The following is a 17,557-nucleotide window of genomic DNA, read 5'->3' as shown; positions in this document are numbered from 1 at the left end:
AGTGGAATAAGAGTTGTCAAAGACCAAAGTTAATTTGAAAATTGAAAGCAATTCACAACGGCAGGCGCCATTTATGATGATAAAAAGATGTTGTCAAAGACCAAAGTTAATTTGAAATTGAAAGCAATTCACAACGCGTGTTTCTATATCTACGCCTAATTCGGTGTTGTCAAAGACCAAAGTTAATTTGAAATTGAAAGCAATTCACAACAACACACTTATAAATTATATAGACAGTAATGTTGTCAAAGACCAAAGTTAATTTGAAATTGAAAGCAATTCACAACACGTTGTGAGTCATGGCGGTAATATTAAAAGTTGTCAAAGACCAAAGTTAATTTGAAATTGAAAGCAATTCACAACACTTTGCCCATAACAGAATACTGGCATCAAGTTGTCAAAGACCAAAGTTAATTTGAAATTGAAAGCAATTCACAACGCTGGTAATGCCATTGACCTACATCACATGTTGTCAAAGACCAAAGTTAATTTGAAATTGAAAGCAATTCACAACTAATTCTTCAATTATATCTGAAACGGTTCTGTTGTCAAAGACCAAAGTTAATTTGAAATTGAAAGCAATTCACAACAAGCAGCCCTACAGCCCTACCGTAATCATAGTTGTCAAAGACCAAAGTTAATTTGAAATTGAAAGCAATTCACAACGAAAACGCTGTGAATGAAGCGCTGCTTCATGTTGTCAAAGACCAAAGTTAATTTGAAATTGAAAGCAATTCACAACTTGCCATGATTGATAAAGTATAAGCAGATGGTTGTCAAAGACCAAAGTTAATTTGAAATTGAAAGCAATTCACAACCCAAGACATGAAAGGATTGCTGACAATAACGTTGTCAAAGACCAAAGTTAATTTGAAATTGAAAGCAATTCACAACATATCTGTTGAGGCCTCTGTAGACCATTTAGTTGTCAAAGACCAAAGGTACTTTAAGATTGAAAGCAATTCACAACATTAACTGACCAGCTAATTCAAACCACCACGTTGTCAAAGACCAAAGGTACTTTAAGATTGAAAGCAATTCACAACACATAACCACCAAAACCTGATGCTTTATTAGTTGTCAAAGACCAAAGGTACTTTAAGATTGAAAGCAATTCACAACAGTACCGGTTATATCTTGTATTATAAGCTAGTTGTCAAAGATCAAAGGTACTCAATGGATGAAAGCAATTCACAACAGTTACTAAGGATGACAAAGGATTGTGGGTGTTGTCAAAGACCAAAGTTAATCGAAGATTGAAAGCAATTCACAACGCAAGGTGATAGAATAAGAGTGCTGGACTCGTTGTCAAAGACCAAAGTTAATTTGAAATTGAATTGAAGCGGAGCGGAAATCATTGATACCAAATAAAACCCTAGCAAGGGGTAACTAAAAAGCATCATCAATAAAGCAATTCACAACAGAAAAGAAGTGGTACCTCTAAATTAAACGTAGTTAAAATCGTTAAAGATTTAACATGTTTAGGTCTTAAAGAAGTTAAAGAATTAGTTGATGGTGCTCCAAAACCAATTAAAGAAAGTGTTTCTAAGCAGAAGCTGACGAAATTGCAGCTAAACTAAAATAGGCAGATGCCGGGGTTTTTGTTTTACAATATTCCTGTTAGCCTGTAATTATTTTATAAAATGTATTTTTGGTACAAAAAAGAACAAGCCTCTTTAAACCAATGAGTGTCATGAAAAAAATCAACTACCTGTTATTTGCATGTATAATGTTTGCTACTGCCACAGTTGCCCAAGTTCCTAACAGCGAAAATTTCGATGGAATACCTACTGACGGCAATTGGAGTTCGTGGTCTGCAACGAATACAGTCGTAACTGTAAACGACTGGCTATTGTCTGCAGTGTTGTCGAATGGAAGTTTGGACCCCGATGGCGGAGTCGATTTTACCAATAATTCTACAATTGCATCGATGTCTTCGAGTCCAGCTGATGGCGTAGCTTATCTATGGGGCGGTGTAACAGCTTTAATGTCGTTAAAACCTGTATCGGGCAGCGCGTTTCAGTTATTATCCATAAGAGTAGAGCAAGGTGATTTTCCGGCTGTATGTCGTGTGCTTGGATATAAAAACGGCTCGATTGTAGCAACATCCGAGTCTTTTACTGCCGGAAATGACGATGGCGGCACATTAGTAACTTTAGGCGGCGCAACATGGGGCAATATTGATGAATTCAGAATAGAACGTATAAGCGGTGGAACTGGCACGGAAGGCGATTACTTTGATATTTTTTTAGATGATGTAAATGTTACAGCCCCTATTGCATTGCCTGTAAATTTTGGGATAATCGAGGCATCTTTACAAGGTAATCAATTGCAGGTAAACTGGACAACTCTACATGAAGCCAACAACGATTATTTTGAAGTTCAGGCTTCTAAAAACGGAATAGATTTTAATACAATGGCAACGGTAAAATCTCAAGCCGGCATTGCTTCAACATCGTCTTTGCAATATGTTGTTAATGTAAATATGAGCAATTTTTTGTTTTTGGGAATGCCCGCGTTGTTGTTAGGTTTTGCAGGTGTAGGAGTTGCCGGCAAAAATCGTAAAAAATATAGGTTGATGTTGGCGTTAGGGATTGCCTGTATACTTGCAGCTTGTGCTAAAGAAACTGCCAATACAAAAATATATGAAGACGATATATATGTGCGCATTGCACAAACAGATATCGACGGTACAACATCGTATTCTAAAATTGTAAAAGTTATACAATAGGGTTGTCAAAGACAAAAGTTAATTTGAAATTGAATTGGAGCGGAGCGGAAATCATTGATACCAAATAAACCCCCTGCAAGGGGTAACTAAAAAGCAGCATCAATAAAGCAATTCGAAGAGGAACTTTCTTTTCATCAGGATAAGAAGACTTTAGTTCCGGTCTGCAAGACCTCCCCTAAAAATCACCCATATCCGCCAGCTCGGCTTTCATTAAAAAAACATTGTAAGGCATCCACATCGACATCAGGAAGTAAAGGTTATCGCCGGAGGCAGACAATGGGTGGAAATAGGAACCATACAATTGAGCGTATTGGTTACCGGAAGCCAGCTCGTAGGGGCCGCTCCAAGGGCCGGTAATATTTTCCGCCGTTCGCATGGTGATATTATAGCGGGTTTCATTAAAATAAGCAATGATCCATTTTTTATGTGGGGTATTGTAAATAAAAGACAACTCTCCTACTTTATCGTTAATGATGATGCTGGCATTGGACTCATCGCCAGCTATCCAATTACCGCTGGCACTGTTCCAGTATTCATATTGGCCAGGGTTTTCAATATCGGCCTCTTTAAACCGGGCTAAATAAGCGGGGTTATTCCTGCCCGCGTGCGTACCTATCATGTACACATACCCGTCTTTTTTAAAATAACCCGCCATACCAAAATGGCTGTTTGCGGGGAATACTACCGTTTCGCACTTTTTCCATGTCTGGCCCTTATCTACCGATTTGTACAACCCCGAATAGTTGGTAATCCAGCCTGTCCAGTTTTTTATATTGAAATAATGCACATAATCGGCGCCATTGGCCCGGATGGCTGCAGAAGGTATGGAGGTGAGGTTGCCATTGCCCGACTGATCTTTGCCGCCGGGAACAAGCTCCCGGGCATTGCCTGCATTGTCGGTTGCCATGCTGCTGAAGGTAAGCCCGTCGTCCAGCTGGTTATCAGCAGAAAATGCCAGTACATTAGAACGCCAGCTACCGCCATTGGGTCCCGGATTGCCTGCGTTGGGAACAAAATCCTGCCCAAACGTGTCGCCAAAAAATATCCCGTAGGTTTGGGGTTCCATTTCCCAGATGATCCCCAGGTCGGTTCCGCCCACATTCCATTTGCCGGCAGTATTATTCGGGTTGGGTAAGGTCTCGTTGGCCAGCGGCCGGCCGGTCACGCGCGCAATACGGTTTACTTTTCGTATAAAAAATCCCCAACGGTTGTCTACGTTCAAACTCAGCTGGTTCGAAGCATTTCCGTCAGTATAATATGCTTTTAGCAGCAGCTTGAAAGATTCCGGGTCCGATGCCTGGATGGGGTAGCTGAAAGTATAAGCGGACGATAGTTCCTGGCGGCTTATTTTTTGAGAGTAGCTGTTTCCCCCGCTTTTTATAACCGAGATATAATCAATATTGCTGATGTTTTTGAAACTTAAAACCGTAGCTACTTTTTTTGTTTGCTTATCTGGAATAAGGTTGGTTTCGGCTGCAGTAATCTCATCTGCCGGCACAAACACATCTTTATGTTCGCTGTCTTTTTTACAGGCAATTAACAGGAAAAGAAAGCATATAAAAACAGTATGAAGCTTATGCTTTCTATTACTAACAGTGTTTATATCCTTTCTTTTTAACATCGCTAATATCCCGGGTTTTGTGTGTAATTACCTTTGGCCCAATTGATCTGGGGCTGAGGTATGGGGAAAAACTCATCGCGGCCCGCAGTAAATTTGGCCACATTGAACCAGGAGAACCGGGTTTTTTCAACTGCAAAATAGTCATTCATTGTTTTCTCTAAAATTCCCCAGCGCTGCAGGTCAAAGAAACGGCGCCCTTCTCCTGCCATCTCCAAACGGTTCTCCCACTGCATCGCTTTCCAGGCAAAATCTTTCGTCCAGGTGCAGTTCACGCCGGGTTTATAGGTTTCTATCTTATAATTCAAAACAGGCGATCCATCGGCTTTTTTTAACCGGCCGGTACTGCTGGCCGCCCGCTGGCGGATTTTATTGATAGGTTCCAAAGCCTCCATGTGCCGGTCGAGCTGGATCAGCACTTCGGCTTTCCATAACAATACTTCGTCATACCGGATCATTCTTTTGTTCATGGAGTTGAACTGCCAGCCATCGTACAATAAACAACCGCAATTGGGACGGGGAAGCTCTTTAATAGATTTGAAATAGCCATATTCTGCTGCATTGCGAACCCCTTTATTTTCAAAAATAAGATTGGGATCATATTTCCACGGCAGTCCCGGCGCCGCTATGGTATGGCTGAACCTGGGATCGAAAGTATTATTGCCGAAATAGGCACCGGCACCATCGGCATAGCTGCCATTATTGTAAGTATCGAATAAAGGCAGCCCGTCGGCGCCGGTTTTAAACGCATTACCCATTGAATAGCTTATATGGTGAAACCCGCAGCAGGTAAAGCCTCCCCATTGAAACGGATGGTTCAGCCCTTCACCCCTGTTTATTTTTCCTCCTGTAGAGCTGCCGTCGTTAATAGAATACTGTATTTCCCAGATAGACTCTTTGGTTTTATTGTCAAACTCTACCTCGAAATTGTCAGAGAAATCAGCTTGTAATCCCACTTTCGCTCCTTCCTGGGCGGTTAACTTGTTCAGATAGGTCAGTGCCTCAGATAACCGTTCTTTGTTGATGTTTACTACCTTGTGCATATCATCCTGCTCATAAGCCATAAACATAAGGATTCTGGCCACCATGGCAGTAGCAGCGTTTTTATCCACCCTGCCTTTTTCGGGCTGGGTGTCGGGCAGGCGGCTTTCGGCATCTTTGAAATCATTTAAAATTTTTTCCCACAAATACTGGTCGTTGGGCTGGCCCTTATCCCGGTTAGGAACCGCTTCAAACTCCGCAGTAGAGCCAACCACATTTTCATCAATGTAAGGAATGTATTTAAAGAACTCTTTCAACCTGAAATGCACAAAGGCCCGGATGAATTTCATTTCACCAATGCGAACACTTTTATTAGGGAAATCTGCATCAGCAACCAGCTGCAGCTTTTGTATTGCTGTATTGCATCGCTGAATGATCTGGTAAGATACATACCAGGGATAATCGAGTGGCCATCCGTTAGGGTTCAGGCCAACAAAGGTCTCCATATTGTGCCAGCCATCTCCATCCCAGGTGCCGCCACCACCTTTGTAGGAGTCATCGGCCCGCATAGACCCCGACCACCAGGGAGAGAAGGGAGAATCGAAGGAAGGTATATCGGTCATTCTTGCATACGCAGCGGTAACAAACCCATCCATATCTTCAGGCTTGTTCAGCAGGTTTTCATCTAACACCTGCTTGGGCTTAACATCCAGATACCTGTCGCAGCCTGCAAATAGCAATATGAAAAGAAGGGGAGATAAAAGGTATTTAAACTTATTCATTGCAATAATAATTTTAGAATGTAACATTAAGTCCAAGTGTGTAAAAAGCGGGAGTCAGGTAACCATAATTCGGCATCTCCGGATCAAAGCTGGTAAACCGGTCTTTTCCCCGGTTTTTTTTCATTGTTAAAATATTTCTTGCGGATGCATATACCCTGAAATATTGCATTCTCATCCGTCCGGATAATGCTTTAGGAAGCGTATAGCCCAGCTCTATATTTCTCAGCTTCATGTAGGAACCGTTTTCCACAAAATAACTCGACATACGGATTTCCGCATTTTGGTTGGAGTTGGATATGGCAGGAATATCCGCTTGCTGGTTATCAAAATACCAGGCGTCTAAAATTCTTACAGGGTGATTTTTTTGGGAAGGCACACTTACATTCCACAAATCAGATTCATATTTCCAGCTGTTCAGTACTTTGTTGCCAAAAACGCCCTGGAAAAATACATTCATATCAAAATGATGATAGTTAAAATCAAAAGTGATACCACCAAAAAATTTAGGATCTAATACACCTATATAATCCCTGTCGTTCAGCTCTTCGATTTTCCCGTTACCATCCAGGTCTTTATATCGGATACGCCCAATAGCTTTACCGGTTTGCTGAGCATGATTATCTACCTCCTCCTGCGTTTTGAAAATGCCGTCTGCCACTAATCCATATAAAATATTGGGTGTTTTGCCAATAACATTGTCTTCTTTTCCATTTCCCGGGTATTTGTTGATTACGTTTTCAGGTATACTGAGGATACGGGTTTTATAGGTGCCCACATTAGCCGAAATGGAATACTGAAATTTATTATTGGTATTGTCTTTATACCCGATTTCCAGTTCAATACCCTTGCTGTTCATATCGGCACCGTTGATCCATGGTTCGCCGCCTTCTCCCATCGCAGCTATATAGGGCGTTTGTACCAATATATCGGATGTCTTTTTAAAGTAGTAATCAAAAGAGCCGTTTAAGCGATAGTTAAAGAGGCTGAAATCGATGCCCAGATCTGTTTGTGTGGTTGTTTCCCATTTAAGGTCGGGATTGCCCAGCCAGGTTCTTCTGTAACCGGAATACAGCGCCCCGGTTTCATTTCCTAATATTGGATAGGATGTGCCGAAGTAGTCGGTTGTAAACGGTGTGGATGTGTAGCCGCGGGGCAGCCCCTGTACACTACCATTGGCACCCCAGCTGGCCCGTATTTTAAGATCGGAGATGAAGGCCGCCTCTTTCATAAAGTTTTCCTGGCTGATCCTCCAGCCGGCCGAGAACGCAGGAAAAACGGCATACCGGTGATTGATACCAAACAGTGATGATCCATCCCGGCGTAATGTAGCAGAGAAGAGATACCGCTGATCAAACGCATAATTGGCTTTGCCGAAAAGAGAGTAATACACATATTCATCTGCCGAGCTGCCTAACGAATATTTTTCGCCCGTTGTTATTCCCAGGTGGGCAAAATTGCGATCTTCGAGATATACTCCTTCTCTTCTTGCCGAAAAACCTTCCTGTACAAAACGGGTAAACTCAACACCGCCCACCGCATTAAAGCTGTGCTTTCCTTTATTGAGGTTGTAAGATAAAGTGTTCGTCCATACATAGCTTAAGGAGTGCGACTGGCCGTTACCCACATAATTTTCTCCGTTACTGTTTCTTCCACCGGTTTCTGACCATTTCTTGTCAAGCGTACGGTTGTATGCATTACCGTAATCTACGCCAAACTGTGTACGGGCCGATATGCCTTTCCATATATCCAGGTCTGCAAAAACGTTACCTATGATTTTTACAAAATGGTTGATATTATCCTTGTTATCGGTGAGTACACGTACCGGGTTGGTAAAATCATCAAATCCTGCTGCCCCGGCCCAGTTCCCGTTTATATCGCGCACGGGCACAGCAGGCGGATCTATTAACGCCCAGCGCAGTTGCGGGCTAAACGCAGAATTATTTGGATCATTCGCATCCCTGTATTGCAGGTAAGATATGGCCAGGTTTTCACCCACTTTTAAACGATTGTTCAGAAGGCTGTATTCTGTATTGGTGCGTATGGAATATTTCCTGAAAAAAGTATGTATCTGCGTACCTTCATTATTGAAGTATCCCAGCGAAAACAGGCTTTTCGACCGGTCAGTTCCCTTAGATACCGTTACCTGGTGCTCTGTCATAGTTGCCGGCTGAAGAATTTCATCCAGCCAGTTGGTATTAGAGCCCCTTACTGTTTTATCGGCATTGAGCCATTCGGCTGGTTTTACGGCATCCAGCACAGCCATTCCGTTGGCATCCCGGTGCCATGTAAAATCGTAGGTTTGCGGCAACGTCATCGGAATATTATATACCTTTTCATCATAAGCATAAGCTCTGAACATAGCCTCCCCATACTGCTCTGCATTCATTAAAGTAGGCTTGTTAATCACTTTGCTTAATGCCAGGCTACCAGAGTATTCAACCTTCGTCTGCCCCATTTTTGCCTTTTTGGTCTGGATCAATATTACCCCACCCGACGCCCTGGCACCATAAATACTGGCGGATGCGGCATCTTTTAATACCTGCATAGATTCTATATCAGCTGCATTGATATCCCGGAGATTTAAATTCTCCGTAGGCATACCGTCTAATACGATCAGCGGTCTTACACTTCCCGACAAAGAAGAAAGTCCCCTTATCTGTACGTTCACGCCTTCTGCCGGGTTTCCGCCATTAGTAGTAATGTGCACGCCTGCAAGTTTCCCCTGCAATGATTTCATGGCATTTGCAGAGGGGTTCTTAGCAATGTCGGTGCTGGTAGCCATAGCTATAGCACCTGTAAGATCTTTTTTCCTTTGTACCATATAGCCTACATACACTTCCTCAAGCAGGGTTACCTCATTTTCCATGGCCACGTCAACTACAGATAAACCGGTTACCGGTCTTTCTTCCGGCTTTTTTCCGGCATAGGTGAAAACAAGCACATCATTGTCTGAAGTAACGCTTATTTCGTATACTCCCGCACTATTGGTAGTGGTACCTGCATCGGTACCTTTTATTGTTACATTTACACCGGTAAGAGGGATCCCGGTTTCTTTATCCGTGACAGTACCTCTGACTACCCTGTCCTGGTACAACTTTCCGGGGTTGCCGGATACATGCAAATAAAGCACCTGACAAAAAAGGAAGCAGGCTAAGATCATTTTGCATTGAGCGCTGATTGTTTTTTTCTTCATATGAACGATAGTTATAATAGTTTTAGATTAATACTATATTATTTAAGCGTTTAAGCGTTCTTATCCATTATTTCTTTAATCTATTACGTACAACCCTGCAAAAACCTCTGTTCCCATTGTAATTTTTTTTTATTATAAATCCCGGCAGGTGTATACCATCTTGCTGCCGGTCATAAAACGCAATAGCTACGAACGGCCGGAACTAACTAAAAAGCAACGTCAGTCTGATGTGAGCTTATCGAACTGACGAAGGCTAACTTCTTGATTGTTTATATTCGTCGGGCTCAATATGACAATCAGGGAGACTTTTGGTCAGCCTCCAAAATATCGCCATATACTAAATATTATGCACTAACCTAACGGGCAAGCCCATTACTTTTGCAGGCTTTTACGGGCCTCATTTTTTTATCTTTTTAATGAATGCATCCGGTGCTAACGGGCTAACCCCGAAAACAAAAGTATTTCCTTGTTTAAAGGGCGCTTTCAGCTCAAAATTTTCAAAAGAAATACCGCCTGGAATGGGCGACCGGCTTGCCCAGTAGGTATACCTGCCATTGACCAGCCCCTCCAGGTTCTTATCGGTGTGCTTACTGTACCAGTACTGCGTGGCTTTTTTACCATAATATTTCCAGTGGTCCCGGGTTCCTGCCACATATACCGCTTTTGCAGGGTCTTTTTCGTCAGGAGCAGCAATAAACCAGGCACATCCTTTTTTATCGGTTACAAAGTCACTTGCGGGGAAATGAGCATGTGGCGTAAATGCATCTCCGGTGTAATCCGGCCACAGTTTTCCTGAAACAATTGCTTCTGATTTTAAATAGACTTTTCTCAACCGTGCATAATTGCCCATGGTGGCAGTAACAATAAAGTTGGTCAGCTCTTTAGAACCGGCTGAAGTATAGGTTGTGATTTCAACCTCGTACGGCTGGTTCTCATAAAACCTGAGCCGGGTATAAACCTTCGCGCCATTTTCAAACTCTTCTGAAAAAACAAAAACGGTCAGGGTTTCATATCCATTGATTTTTTCGATGGTACCGCTTGCCGGCAGATTTTCAGGGGCCGGAGTAGCACCCAGGGAATCGTTGGCACTCCAGAACCTTTTCCCTCTTGTATTATCCAGCTTGCTCATCTCCAGCTCTGAAAGCCCCCGGTTGACATCGCCTTTCGCTATAGGCTCAAATGCTATGAAATTCATGACATTTCCTGCCTGATGGCCCAGGTAAGGCGTATAAATGCGCAGCAGCCCTCTTGGTCCGGGCATGGGCGATAATCCAACCTGGATACCTTTGGCATGTCCCCAAACCGGTTGTGCCGGTACACCCTGTGCCGGCTGTAACCATAAACTACCTGTCTTTGGTGGGGCAAGCGCCTTCCAATCCTGTGCTTTTGCGGTAATACACAGCAATAAAAAAAATACGTTTAAAACAAATACTGTAAATCTCTTCATTTCAACCACAGTTTTATTTTCCAATCGTTGGTCCGTCTGTATTCACCAGCTCCGGTATTCTATCGTTCACAGGTGGCAGGGCCGGAAACGGCGCGTGGGGCTCGACCTGGTACCAGTAAGCCACGGTATAATAATTGTCTGAGCGGTGATTGGCATGCCCGTGCTCAATCGTCATCTTGATAGATTTATTAAAAACAACCGGCGACTCCGAATGGTACCGGTAAACCGTCCATTGTGCGCCACGGTCATCACCGCCATTCTGAGGGTTACCGTATTCGCTGTATGCAAAAGTGGGTTTAGCATGGCCAAAAGGGCTGATGCCGCATCCACCATAGCACCAGGCCCCCAGGTAGTAATCTTCGGCGCCCGTGCCATGTATCTTTGGTTTTTTGGCACCATCTATAAAGATCATTTCATCGCCTTCTCCCCACCAATCGCCCTGGTTTTGAATAATGCTGTGTGTAACACCTACAAAATGACCTTTGCCCTCTGCTTCCAGGATGACATAATTTGCCTCGCCTGTGGTATTTTCTTTATTGTTAATATGCGGATCTCCATTGTATTTCCATTCGCTGGTCCATCCTTTGGTAGGGGTGGCCTGCCGGTACTGGGCGTGGAAGTAGGCAATATTTTCCGGCAATGTTTTATGTTTTTCCCAATCAATATTGTAATAAAAAGCATCTATTTCCTGGCTTCCTTCGTTCGTAACGGTAATTTTCGCTGATTTCCTGAAGGGCATTTCAAACGAGCTGTTCAGGGCACGCTGTGAGCCCACAGAAAGAAATTTAGATTCATACAAAAAGTACTTGCCCAAGCCCAGGCCAAAAAAATCGCCGATAGGCGCTTCCACACTGGGGGTTTCTTCACCGTCCCAATACATACGAAGCACAATTTTTTTCAGATGCTGCGGTTCGTTGCTGGCAATGGTTATCCAGATATGTTTTATGATCCCGGGCCCTGTTACTTCGCCAATGGTTCGGGTATTGCCTGGTTTGATCTTATTCTTCCAGTTTCCATCATCATTTGCGCCTGCCATGTCATAACTTGATATTCTTTCAGACGAATAATCACGGAGCTGCCAGATTTGCTGGGCAAAAGCCTGCTGAAATGATAACGACAAAAACATTGCGATGCCAAGGAAGGAAAGGATCTTATTCATTTTTTTAGAACTTTTTTATATGATGAAAGTGATTGCTTTTGAACTGATTTGCTATACAGGATAGCCCTGTTTAAATAATTCAGACCTGATGAACTGCTTTGCTTTAACAATATGATCACTTATTGTGGAAGGCGATACGTGTAAAATTTCACCCGCCTCTTCATAGCTCTTTTGCTCCAGCTTACACAACTCAAAAACCCGCTTTCTTTTTGGCGGAAGCTTGCTGACAACTTCTTCTATTTCCACCAGGCAATCTTCCGGGAACATTGTATTATTATCAGTATGATTGTCTGAAAAAGTGGTAAAGGCAAACCGTTGCTTTCTGCCAAGGCTCCGGTAATGATCCACTATCATGTTATGCCCGATCCTGTACATATACGTTTTTAACGAAGCGTCAGCTTTAATACATTTCCGGCGCACCCATATTTTCATAAACACATCCTGCACAATATCCTTTACCACTTCCTGAGAATCAATAAGGAGCAGCAGTTTCCTGAATAAAACCTGCTGGTAGTCTTTGTACAGCCGGCAAAAAGACACCCTGTCTAACTCATTATACACATTTGTTTTAAGTAGCGTCATGTGATAATTCCTTTTTATAACCTCCCTGAATTTTTAACCCCGATTTTTCAGCAACCGAAAATCTCTATACATGCCCGAAGAAGAACCTGTTTTTGCCAAATAAAAACCACTTTATCTTGCTTAATCGTTTGAGCTATTTAAAGATATTATACTCCTAACTACAGCAAGCACAATGCAAAATAAGCTTAATCGTTTAATCATCCAAATTTTTCATTTATCAAATCAATTTGCCACATAGCACCAGGGAGTTATCTTTGCCGGATGAGTTTTTATTACAAACCTGCAGAAAAGTTTCCCCCTGCAGTGAAGAACCTGATCATTATTAATGTGCTGGTATGGGTAGCACAGCTGATTTTTGATAACAGATTAGGCGTTGTCTTTACAGATGGAGGTTTTGAGGGTGCTTTTACAGCTAAGATCGGCCTGTGGCCGATTGACAGTGAATACTTCAGGCCCTGGCAGATTGTTACGCACATGTTTGCTCATGCTGCTTCGGGCCCGTATCTGTTCTTTCATATCTTATTCAACATGTTTGCTTTATGGATGTTTGGCCGGATACTGGAAAACGTGTGGGGATCTAAAAGGTTTTTGATCTTCTATATGATCTGCGGGCTGGGTGCGGCGGCGCTGCATTTGGCAGTGCAGCATATTACAGGACAGGGCAGCCTGGCAATAGGAGCTTCCGGTGCTGTATTTGGTGTGTTGGTGGCGTTTGCCATGACCTTTCCTAATACGGAGCTTTATTTAATGTTTATTCCAATTCCTATCAAAGCGAAGTGGGCGGTATTAGGTTTGGTTGCAATTGATCTTTTTGGCGGCTTTTCTACCAGGAGCGGTGATAGCATTGCGCATTTTGCCCATTTAGGCGGCGCGCTTACCGGTTTTATTTTATTAAAATTATGGAACAAAAATAACCGGAGAACGTTATATTAGATGACGGCAAAAATAGCCAGGCAGGGCCGGTGTAAAAGGGAATGGATACCGGTACCTTTCATGGTTTGACGGTGAAAAATGAAAAATCTGCTAAAACTGGAATGAATGGCGGTTTCTGAAAGAAATTTTGATACGAGGTTGTCTTATGGAAGCAGGGTAAACCCATTAGTGGTTTTAATTGCTATTGCTATGATCATTTTTGTAGTGCTTACGTTTTTCAGGGCGTTGACTTATGTAAGGCTTCCTGCCGGAAGCGATGTAACAGGGGTTTTTAACAAAAATGTACTTAGCTGGTTTGCGTTGCCGGGCGACCTGGAAATGGCATTAACCAGGCCCTGGACGGTATTGAGCTATGCCTTTGTTCATACCAATATCTGGCAGTTATTTGCCAGCCTTATCTGGCTTTGGTGTTTCGGGTATATTTTAATTGATCTCACCGGGTTTAAAAAAATTGTTCCGGTATTTTTGTATGGCACAGTTATCGGGGCTGCCGCTTTCCTGGCAGCGCGGAGCTTGATGCCATTGGCAGGAGCCGGCGATTCGCAGTATTTTTTAGGCGGGGGAGCGGCGGTATTGGCCGTTTGTGCGGCAGCAACCACCATTTCGCCTAATTATAAGATTCTGCCCATGCTGAGTGGGGGCTTTTCCCTCTGGATATTATCTATCGTTTACCTGGCGATAGACATGGCCACCCTTCCGGCCCATAACCCGGCGCTATACATTTCACATCTGGCCGGTGCTTTAACAGGTTTTTTATTTATTTTTCTTTTAAGAAAAGGAATGGATGGAAGCGAGTGGATGAATAACTTATACGATTGGTTTACGAACCTGTTTAATCCCTCAAAGCCTTATCAAACAGGAAGTCAGATAAAATCCACCCTTTTTTATAATGCAGCTAAAAATCCTTTTTCAAAAACGGCCAAACTTACACAGCAAAGGCTGGATGAAATACTTGATAAGATCAATCAGCAGGGGTATGATCAACTTTCTGCTGATGAAAAAGAATTTTTAAAAAGGGCCAGTAACGAAGATCTGAGGGAAAAGTAAAAGGTATACTTATGTGCCGGTTTTTATTTTGCTTCTCTATCTTCCGGTTGCCAATTACAGTATGGGAATTTTTGCAAGAATAAGCAATCGGGTATTGTTTGTGATAAACATTATCGTAGCAGGGGCCTTTTTACTGGCTTGCATTACTCCTCATACCAGCCCCGAGAACTGGCCGCTGGTTGCTCTGATCAGCCTTGCCTTTCCATTTTTACTCATCCTGGTTATTGTTTTTTTAGTATGGTGGTTACTGGTGCGCCGGAAATGGGCCTTGCTATCAGGGATTGTCTTAATATTAGGCAGTGGTGAGATCACTGATTTTTTTGCTTTTAAATTTTATGCCTCGTTTAAAGAGTCTAAAAATGAAGGAACCATAAGGATCGCTACCTGGAATGTGGCCCGCTTTATTGAAATGGTAAGAAATAACAATATGGGCAGCCAGACCCGGTATAAAATGCTGAAGCAGATCGGCCAGGTAAATGCAGACATTCTTTGCTTCCAGGAGTTTTCTTCATCTATAAATCCTGACTGGTATAACAATATAGTCGCCGTAAGCAAAGGCCTGGGTTATCCTTATTATTATTTTCATCACGATCTGGATGGTGACCGTTTATTTAATGGTAACGTTATTTTCAGCCGGTTTCCTATAGTGGATACAGGCATGGTGCGTTTTCCCAGGCCCACACTGCCCGAAGCTATTGTATTTGCAGATATTAAAGTGGGCAAAAAGCTTATCAGGGTGCATACAACACATTTACAATCCAACCAGTTCAGAAAGGAAGATCTTTCTAAAATTCAGGAAATAAAAGGAGGCAAAGGAAATATATTAAGCAATACCCGATATATTTTATCTAAACTTTCGGTAGCTATTACACACAGAAGTATACAGGCCGATATGGTCCATACTATTATTGCTAACAGCCCTTACCCGGTTATTTTTTGCGGTGATATGAACGATGTACCTAATTCGTATACTTATAAGACCGTAAAAGGCAATATGCAGGATGCATTTTTGCAAAAAGGTTTTGGTATTGGCAGAACCTATACCTCGCTTTCACCCACCTTAAGGATCGATTATATCCTTGCCGATGAACATTTTAATATTGGTCAGTGCAAACGGGTTACTACAGGCTATTCTGATCATTATATGGTAGTGGCCGATGTCAGCCTGAAAAAATAAACTTTTTACCCTAGAAACTTATCGGTCAGAAGACTTCCCCGCTTTACATACTCCACGGATTCACGAATAATTCCCTTTTCAGCTATCTGTTCGTGGATTTGTGACGTACCATACTTCAAGCGTGTAAAAACCTAAACCTCTCAGGTTAAAAATTTATGTGCCCAACCTGTCATACTGCCTGCTTTCATTTCCAATATTCCTATTTTTGCAGACCTTATAAAATGCAGGAAGAACCATGAGCGAGCTAAAAGTGTATAATTCTTTATCAAGGCAAAAAGAAGTTTTTGAGCCGGTTACACCGGGCTATGTGGGTATGTATGTATGCGGCCCTACCGTTAGCGGCGAAAGCCATTTGGGCCATGCCAGGCCTTATGTAACATTTGATGTATTGTACCGGTATTTAACTCATTTGGGATATAAGGTGCGCTATGTAAGAAATATTACCGATGCCGGTCATTTTGAAGAAGAGGGCCGTGAAGCGGAGGACAAAATATCCAGTAAAGCCGTTCTGGAGAAGCTGGAACCCATGGAGCTGGTACAAAAATATACCAACCTGTTTCACTGGGCCATGCTTCAGTTCAACAATATACCGCCTTCCATAGAGCCTACTGCCACGGGGCATATCGTGGAGCAGATCGAAATGATCAAGAAGATCATAGCCGATGGGTATGCATACGAAAGAAACGGGTCGGTCTATTTCGATGTAAAGAAATATGCAGCCCATTATGATTATGGTAAACTAAGCGGAAGAAAAATAGAAGATCTCTTAGAAAATACAAGAGAGCTGGAAGGACAGGATGAAAAGAATAATCCCGCTGATTTTGCCCTGTGGAAAGCAGCGCCACCACAGCATATTATGCGCTGGCAAAGCCCGTGGGGAGAGGGTTTCCCGGGATGGCATATTGAGTGCTCGGCTATGGCTACCAAATACCTGGGCAAGCAATTCGATATTCATGGGGGAGGTATGGATCTTCAGTTCCCGCACCACGAAAGCGAAATTGCACAGAGCACTATCTGCAATCATACTGCGCCGGTTAAATACTGGATGCACAATAATATGATTACCATTAATGGCCGCAAAATGGGTAAAAGCTACAATAACGTTATTAAGCTTACGGAGCTTTTCAGCGGCGATCATCCTTTGCTAAGCCAGGCTTTTCATCCCATGGTAGTGCGATTTTTTATTTTGCAGAGCCAATATCGCAGCACGCTTGATTTTAGTAATGAAGCGCTGCAAGCCTCTGAAAAAGGTTTAAAAAGGCTCTGGGAAGCTTACGAAAATCTTCAAAAGCTGCAATCAAAAAGCAACGAGTTGATTTCTTCTGCCGGCGATAAGGAGTTAGATGCTAAAGTAAATAAGCTGACAGATGAGTTTGACGAGTTTATGAATGATGATATCAATACGGCAAAAGTGCTGGCTAATATGTTTGAACTGGCGCCGGTTATCAATGGTATGAAAGATGGAACAATTGCTGTTACTGCATTATCTGCCGGTACGTTCAATAAACTGCAAAGACAATTTAAAGTATTCCTGGAAGATATATTTGGCTTGAGAAATCTATCTGAAGCCGACAATGAAAAGTTAAAGGATGTAATGCAGCTTTTGATCGATATCAGAAAAGAAGCACGTAGCCGCAAAGACTTTATTACTTCTGATAAAATACGCAATCAGCTGGCAACTATTGGCATCAGCCTGAAAGACGAAAAAGACGGAAGCGTAAGCTGGAATGTGGAGTAGCTCCTCTTTAACCGTTGGTGCATGGATTACATATGAATTGTTGAGTTATGCGTTATTAACTATGAGGGGTCTTCCTGAAAATATGTAATACAGTGTAGGCTTTTATTTTATTAGCAAAAGGATATAAAAAATGCCTCATTTGGAGCAAAAATTGCTTTAAGTGAGGCAT

The 17,557-nt window shown here is 42.5% G+C and carries 12 protein-coding genes and 1 CRISPR repeat array; of the genes, 6 read left to right on the top strand and 6 right to left on the bottom strand.

Going from position 1 to position 17,557, the window contains the following annotated elements:
- Positions 1–89: 89 nt before the first annotated feature.
- Positions 90–1,274: a CRISPR direct-repeat array (repeat unit 46 nt; unit sequence GTTGTCAAAGACCAAAGTTAATTTGAAATTGAAAGCAATTCACAAC).
- 186 nt (positions 1,275–1,460) lie between these two features.
- Positions 1,461–1,580: a ribosomal protein L7/L12 gene (locus tag ACYVBM_RS12620; RefSeq protein WP_460686198.1), complete on the top strand. Its 120-nt coding sequence runs from the start codon at positions 1,461–1,463 to the stop codon at positions 1,578–1,580.
- A 113-nt stretch (positions 1,581–1,693) separates the two neighbouring features.
- On the top strand, positions 1,694–2,731 hold the full coding sequence (locus ACYVBM_RS12615) for a hypothetical protein (RefSeq protein ID WP_460686024.1): 1,038 nt from the start codon (positions 1,694–1,696) through the stop codon (positions 2,729–2,731).
- Between the two features lie 175 nt (positions 2,732–2,906).
- On the opposite strand, the gene ACYVBM_RS12610 is transcribed toward ACYVBM_RS12615, so the two are convergent.
- The 6 genes from ACYVBM_RS12610 to ACYVBM_RS12585 form a co-directional block, all read right to left on the bottom strand.
- On the bottom strand, positions 2,907–4,352 hold the full coding sequence (locus ACYVBM_RS12610; RefSeq protein WP_460686023.1) for a DUF4185 domain-containing protein: 1,446 nt from the start codon (positions 4,350–4,352) through the stop codon (positions 2,907–2,909).
- 2 nt (positions 4,353–4,354) lie between these two features.
- Positions 4,355–6,112 (bottom strand): RagB/SusD family nutrient uptake outer membrane protein, encoded by a 1,758-nt coding sequence (locus ACYVBM_RS12605; RefSeq protein WP_460686022.1) that lies wholly within the window; start codon positions 6,110–6,112, stop codon positions 4,355–4,357.
- Between the two features lie 13 nt (positions 6,113–6,125).
- Positions 6,126–9,305, bottom strand: coding sequence for a SusC/RagA family TonB-linked outer membrane protein (locus tag ACYVBM_RS12600; protein ID WP_460686021.1), 3,180 nt, complete (start codon positions 9,303–9,305; stop codon positions 6,126–6,128).
- 397 nt (positions 9,306–9,702) lie between these two features.
- The gene (locus tag ACYVBM_RS12595) at positions 9,703–10,752 is read right to left on the bottom strand and encodes a hypothetical protein (protein ID WP_460686020.1); all 1,050 of its coding nucleotides are present in this window, start codon (positions 10,750–10,752) and stop codon (positions 9,703–9,705) included.
- Positions 10,753–10,765: 13 nt separating this feature from the next.
- Positions 10,766–11,911: a glycoside hydrolase family 172 protein gene (locus ACYVBM_RS12590; protein ID WP_460686019.1), complete on the bottom strand. Its 1,146-nt coding sequence runs from the start codon at positions 11,909–11,911 to the stop codon at positions 10,766–10,768.
- A gap of 51 nt (positions 11,912–11,962) precedes the next feature.
- Complete coding sequence (locus ACYVBM_RS12585) at positions 11,963–12,493, bottom strand: RNA polymerase sigma factor (RefSeq protein ID WP_460686018.1); 531 nt, start codon at positions 12,491–12,493, stop codon at positions 11,963–11,965.
- Positions 12,494–12,754: 261 nt separating this feature from the next.
- Here ACYVBM_RS12585 and ACYVBM_RS12580 point away from each other — a divergent pair, with 261 nt between their 5' ends.
- The 4 genes from ACYVBM_RS12580 (at position 12,755) to cysS (ending at position 17,388) form a co-directional block, all read left to right on the top strand.
- Positions 12,755–13,426, top strand: coding sequence for a rhomboid family intramembrane serine protease (locus ACYVBM_RS12580; protein ID WP_460686017.1), 672 nt, complete (start codon positions 12,755–12,757; stop codon positions 13,424–13,426).
- A gap of 105 nt (positions 13,427–13,531) precedes the next feature.
- On the top strand, positions 13,532–14,473 hold the full coding sequence (locus tag ACYVBM_RS12575; protein ID WP_460686016.1) for a rhomboid family intramembrane serine protease: 942 nt from the start codon (positions 13,532–13,534) through the stop codon (positions 14,471–14,473).
- 13 nt (positions 14,474–14,486) lie between these two features.
- Positions 14,487–15,650 (top strand): endonuclease/exonuclease/phosphatase family protein, encoded by a 1,164-nt coding sequence (locus ACYVBM_RS12570; RefSeq protein ID WP_460686015.1) that lies wholly within the window; start codon positions 14,487–14,489, stop codon positions 15,648–15,650.
- A gap of 235 nt (positions 15,651–15,885) precedes the next feature.
- Positions 15,886–17,388, top strand: coding sequence for a cysteine--tRNA ligase (gene cysS / locus ACYVBM_RS12565; protein ID WP_460686014.1), 1,503 nt, complete (start codon positions 15,886–15,888; stop codon positions 17,386–17,388).
- The last annotated feature ends 169 nt before the right edge of the window (positions 17,389–17,557 follow it).

This window comes from Niabella aquatica (assembly GCF_054779315.1).
The sequence above is the reverse complement of the archived record's forward strand: the minus strand, read 5'-3'. Positions and strand labels throughout refer to the sequence as shown.

What these genes read in the sequence shown, in the direction of transcription:
- ACYVBM_RS12575 (WP_460686016.1), top strand. Translation starts at nt 13,532, where the DNA reads ATGGCGGTTTCTGAAAGAAATTTTGATACGAGGTTGTCTTATGGAAGC.
- ACYVBM_RS12580 (WP_460686017.1), top strand. Translation starts at nt 12,755, where the DNA reads ATGAGTTTTTATTACAAACCTGCAGAAAAGTTTCCCCCTGCAGTGAAG.
- cysS (WP_460686014.1), top strand. Translation starts at nt 15,886, where the DNA reads ATGAGCGAGCTAAAAGTGTATAATTCTTTATCAAGGCAAAAAGAAGTT.
- ACYVBM_RS12615 (WP_460686024.1), top strand. Translation starts at nt 1,694, where the DNA reads ATGAAAAAAATCAACTACCTGTTATTTGCATGTATAATGTTTGCTACT.
- ACYVBM_RS12590 (WP_460686019.1), bottom strand. Translation starts at nt 11,911, where the DNA reads ATGAATAAGATCCTTTCCTTCCTTGGCATCGCAATGTTTTTGTCGTTA.
- ACYVBM_RS12605 (WP_460686022.1), bottom strand. Translation starts at nt 6,112, where the DNA reads ATGAATAAGTTTAAATACCTTTTATCTCCCCTTCTTTTCATATTGCTA.
- ACYVBM_RS12610 (WP_460686023.1), bottom strand. Translation starts at nt 4,352, where the DNA reads ATGTTAAAAAGAAAGGATATAAACACTGTTAGTAATAGAAAGCATAAG.
- ACYVBM_RS12595 (WP_460686020.1), bottom strand. Translation starts at nt 10,752, where the DNA reads ATGAAGAGATTTACAGTATTTGTTTTAAACGTATTTTTTTTATTGCTG.
- ACYVBM_RS12585 (WP_460686018.1), bottom strand. Translation starts at nt 12,493, where the DNA reads ATGACGCTACTTAAAACAAATGTGTATAATGAGTTAGACAGGGTGTCT.
- ACYVBM_RS12600 (WP_460686021.1), bottom strand. Translation starts at nt 9,305, where the DNA reads ATGAAGAAAAAAACAATCAGCGCTCAATGCAAAATGATCTTAGCCTGC.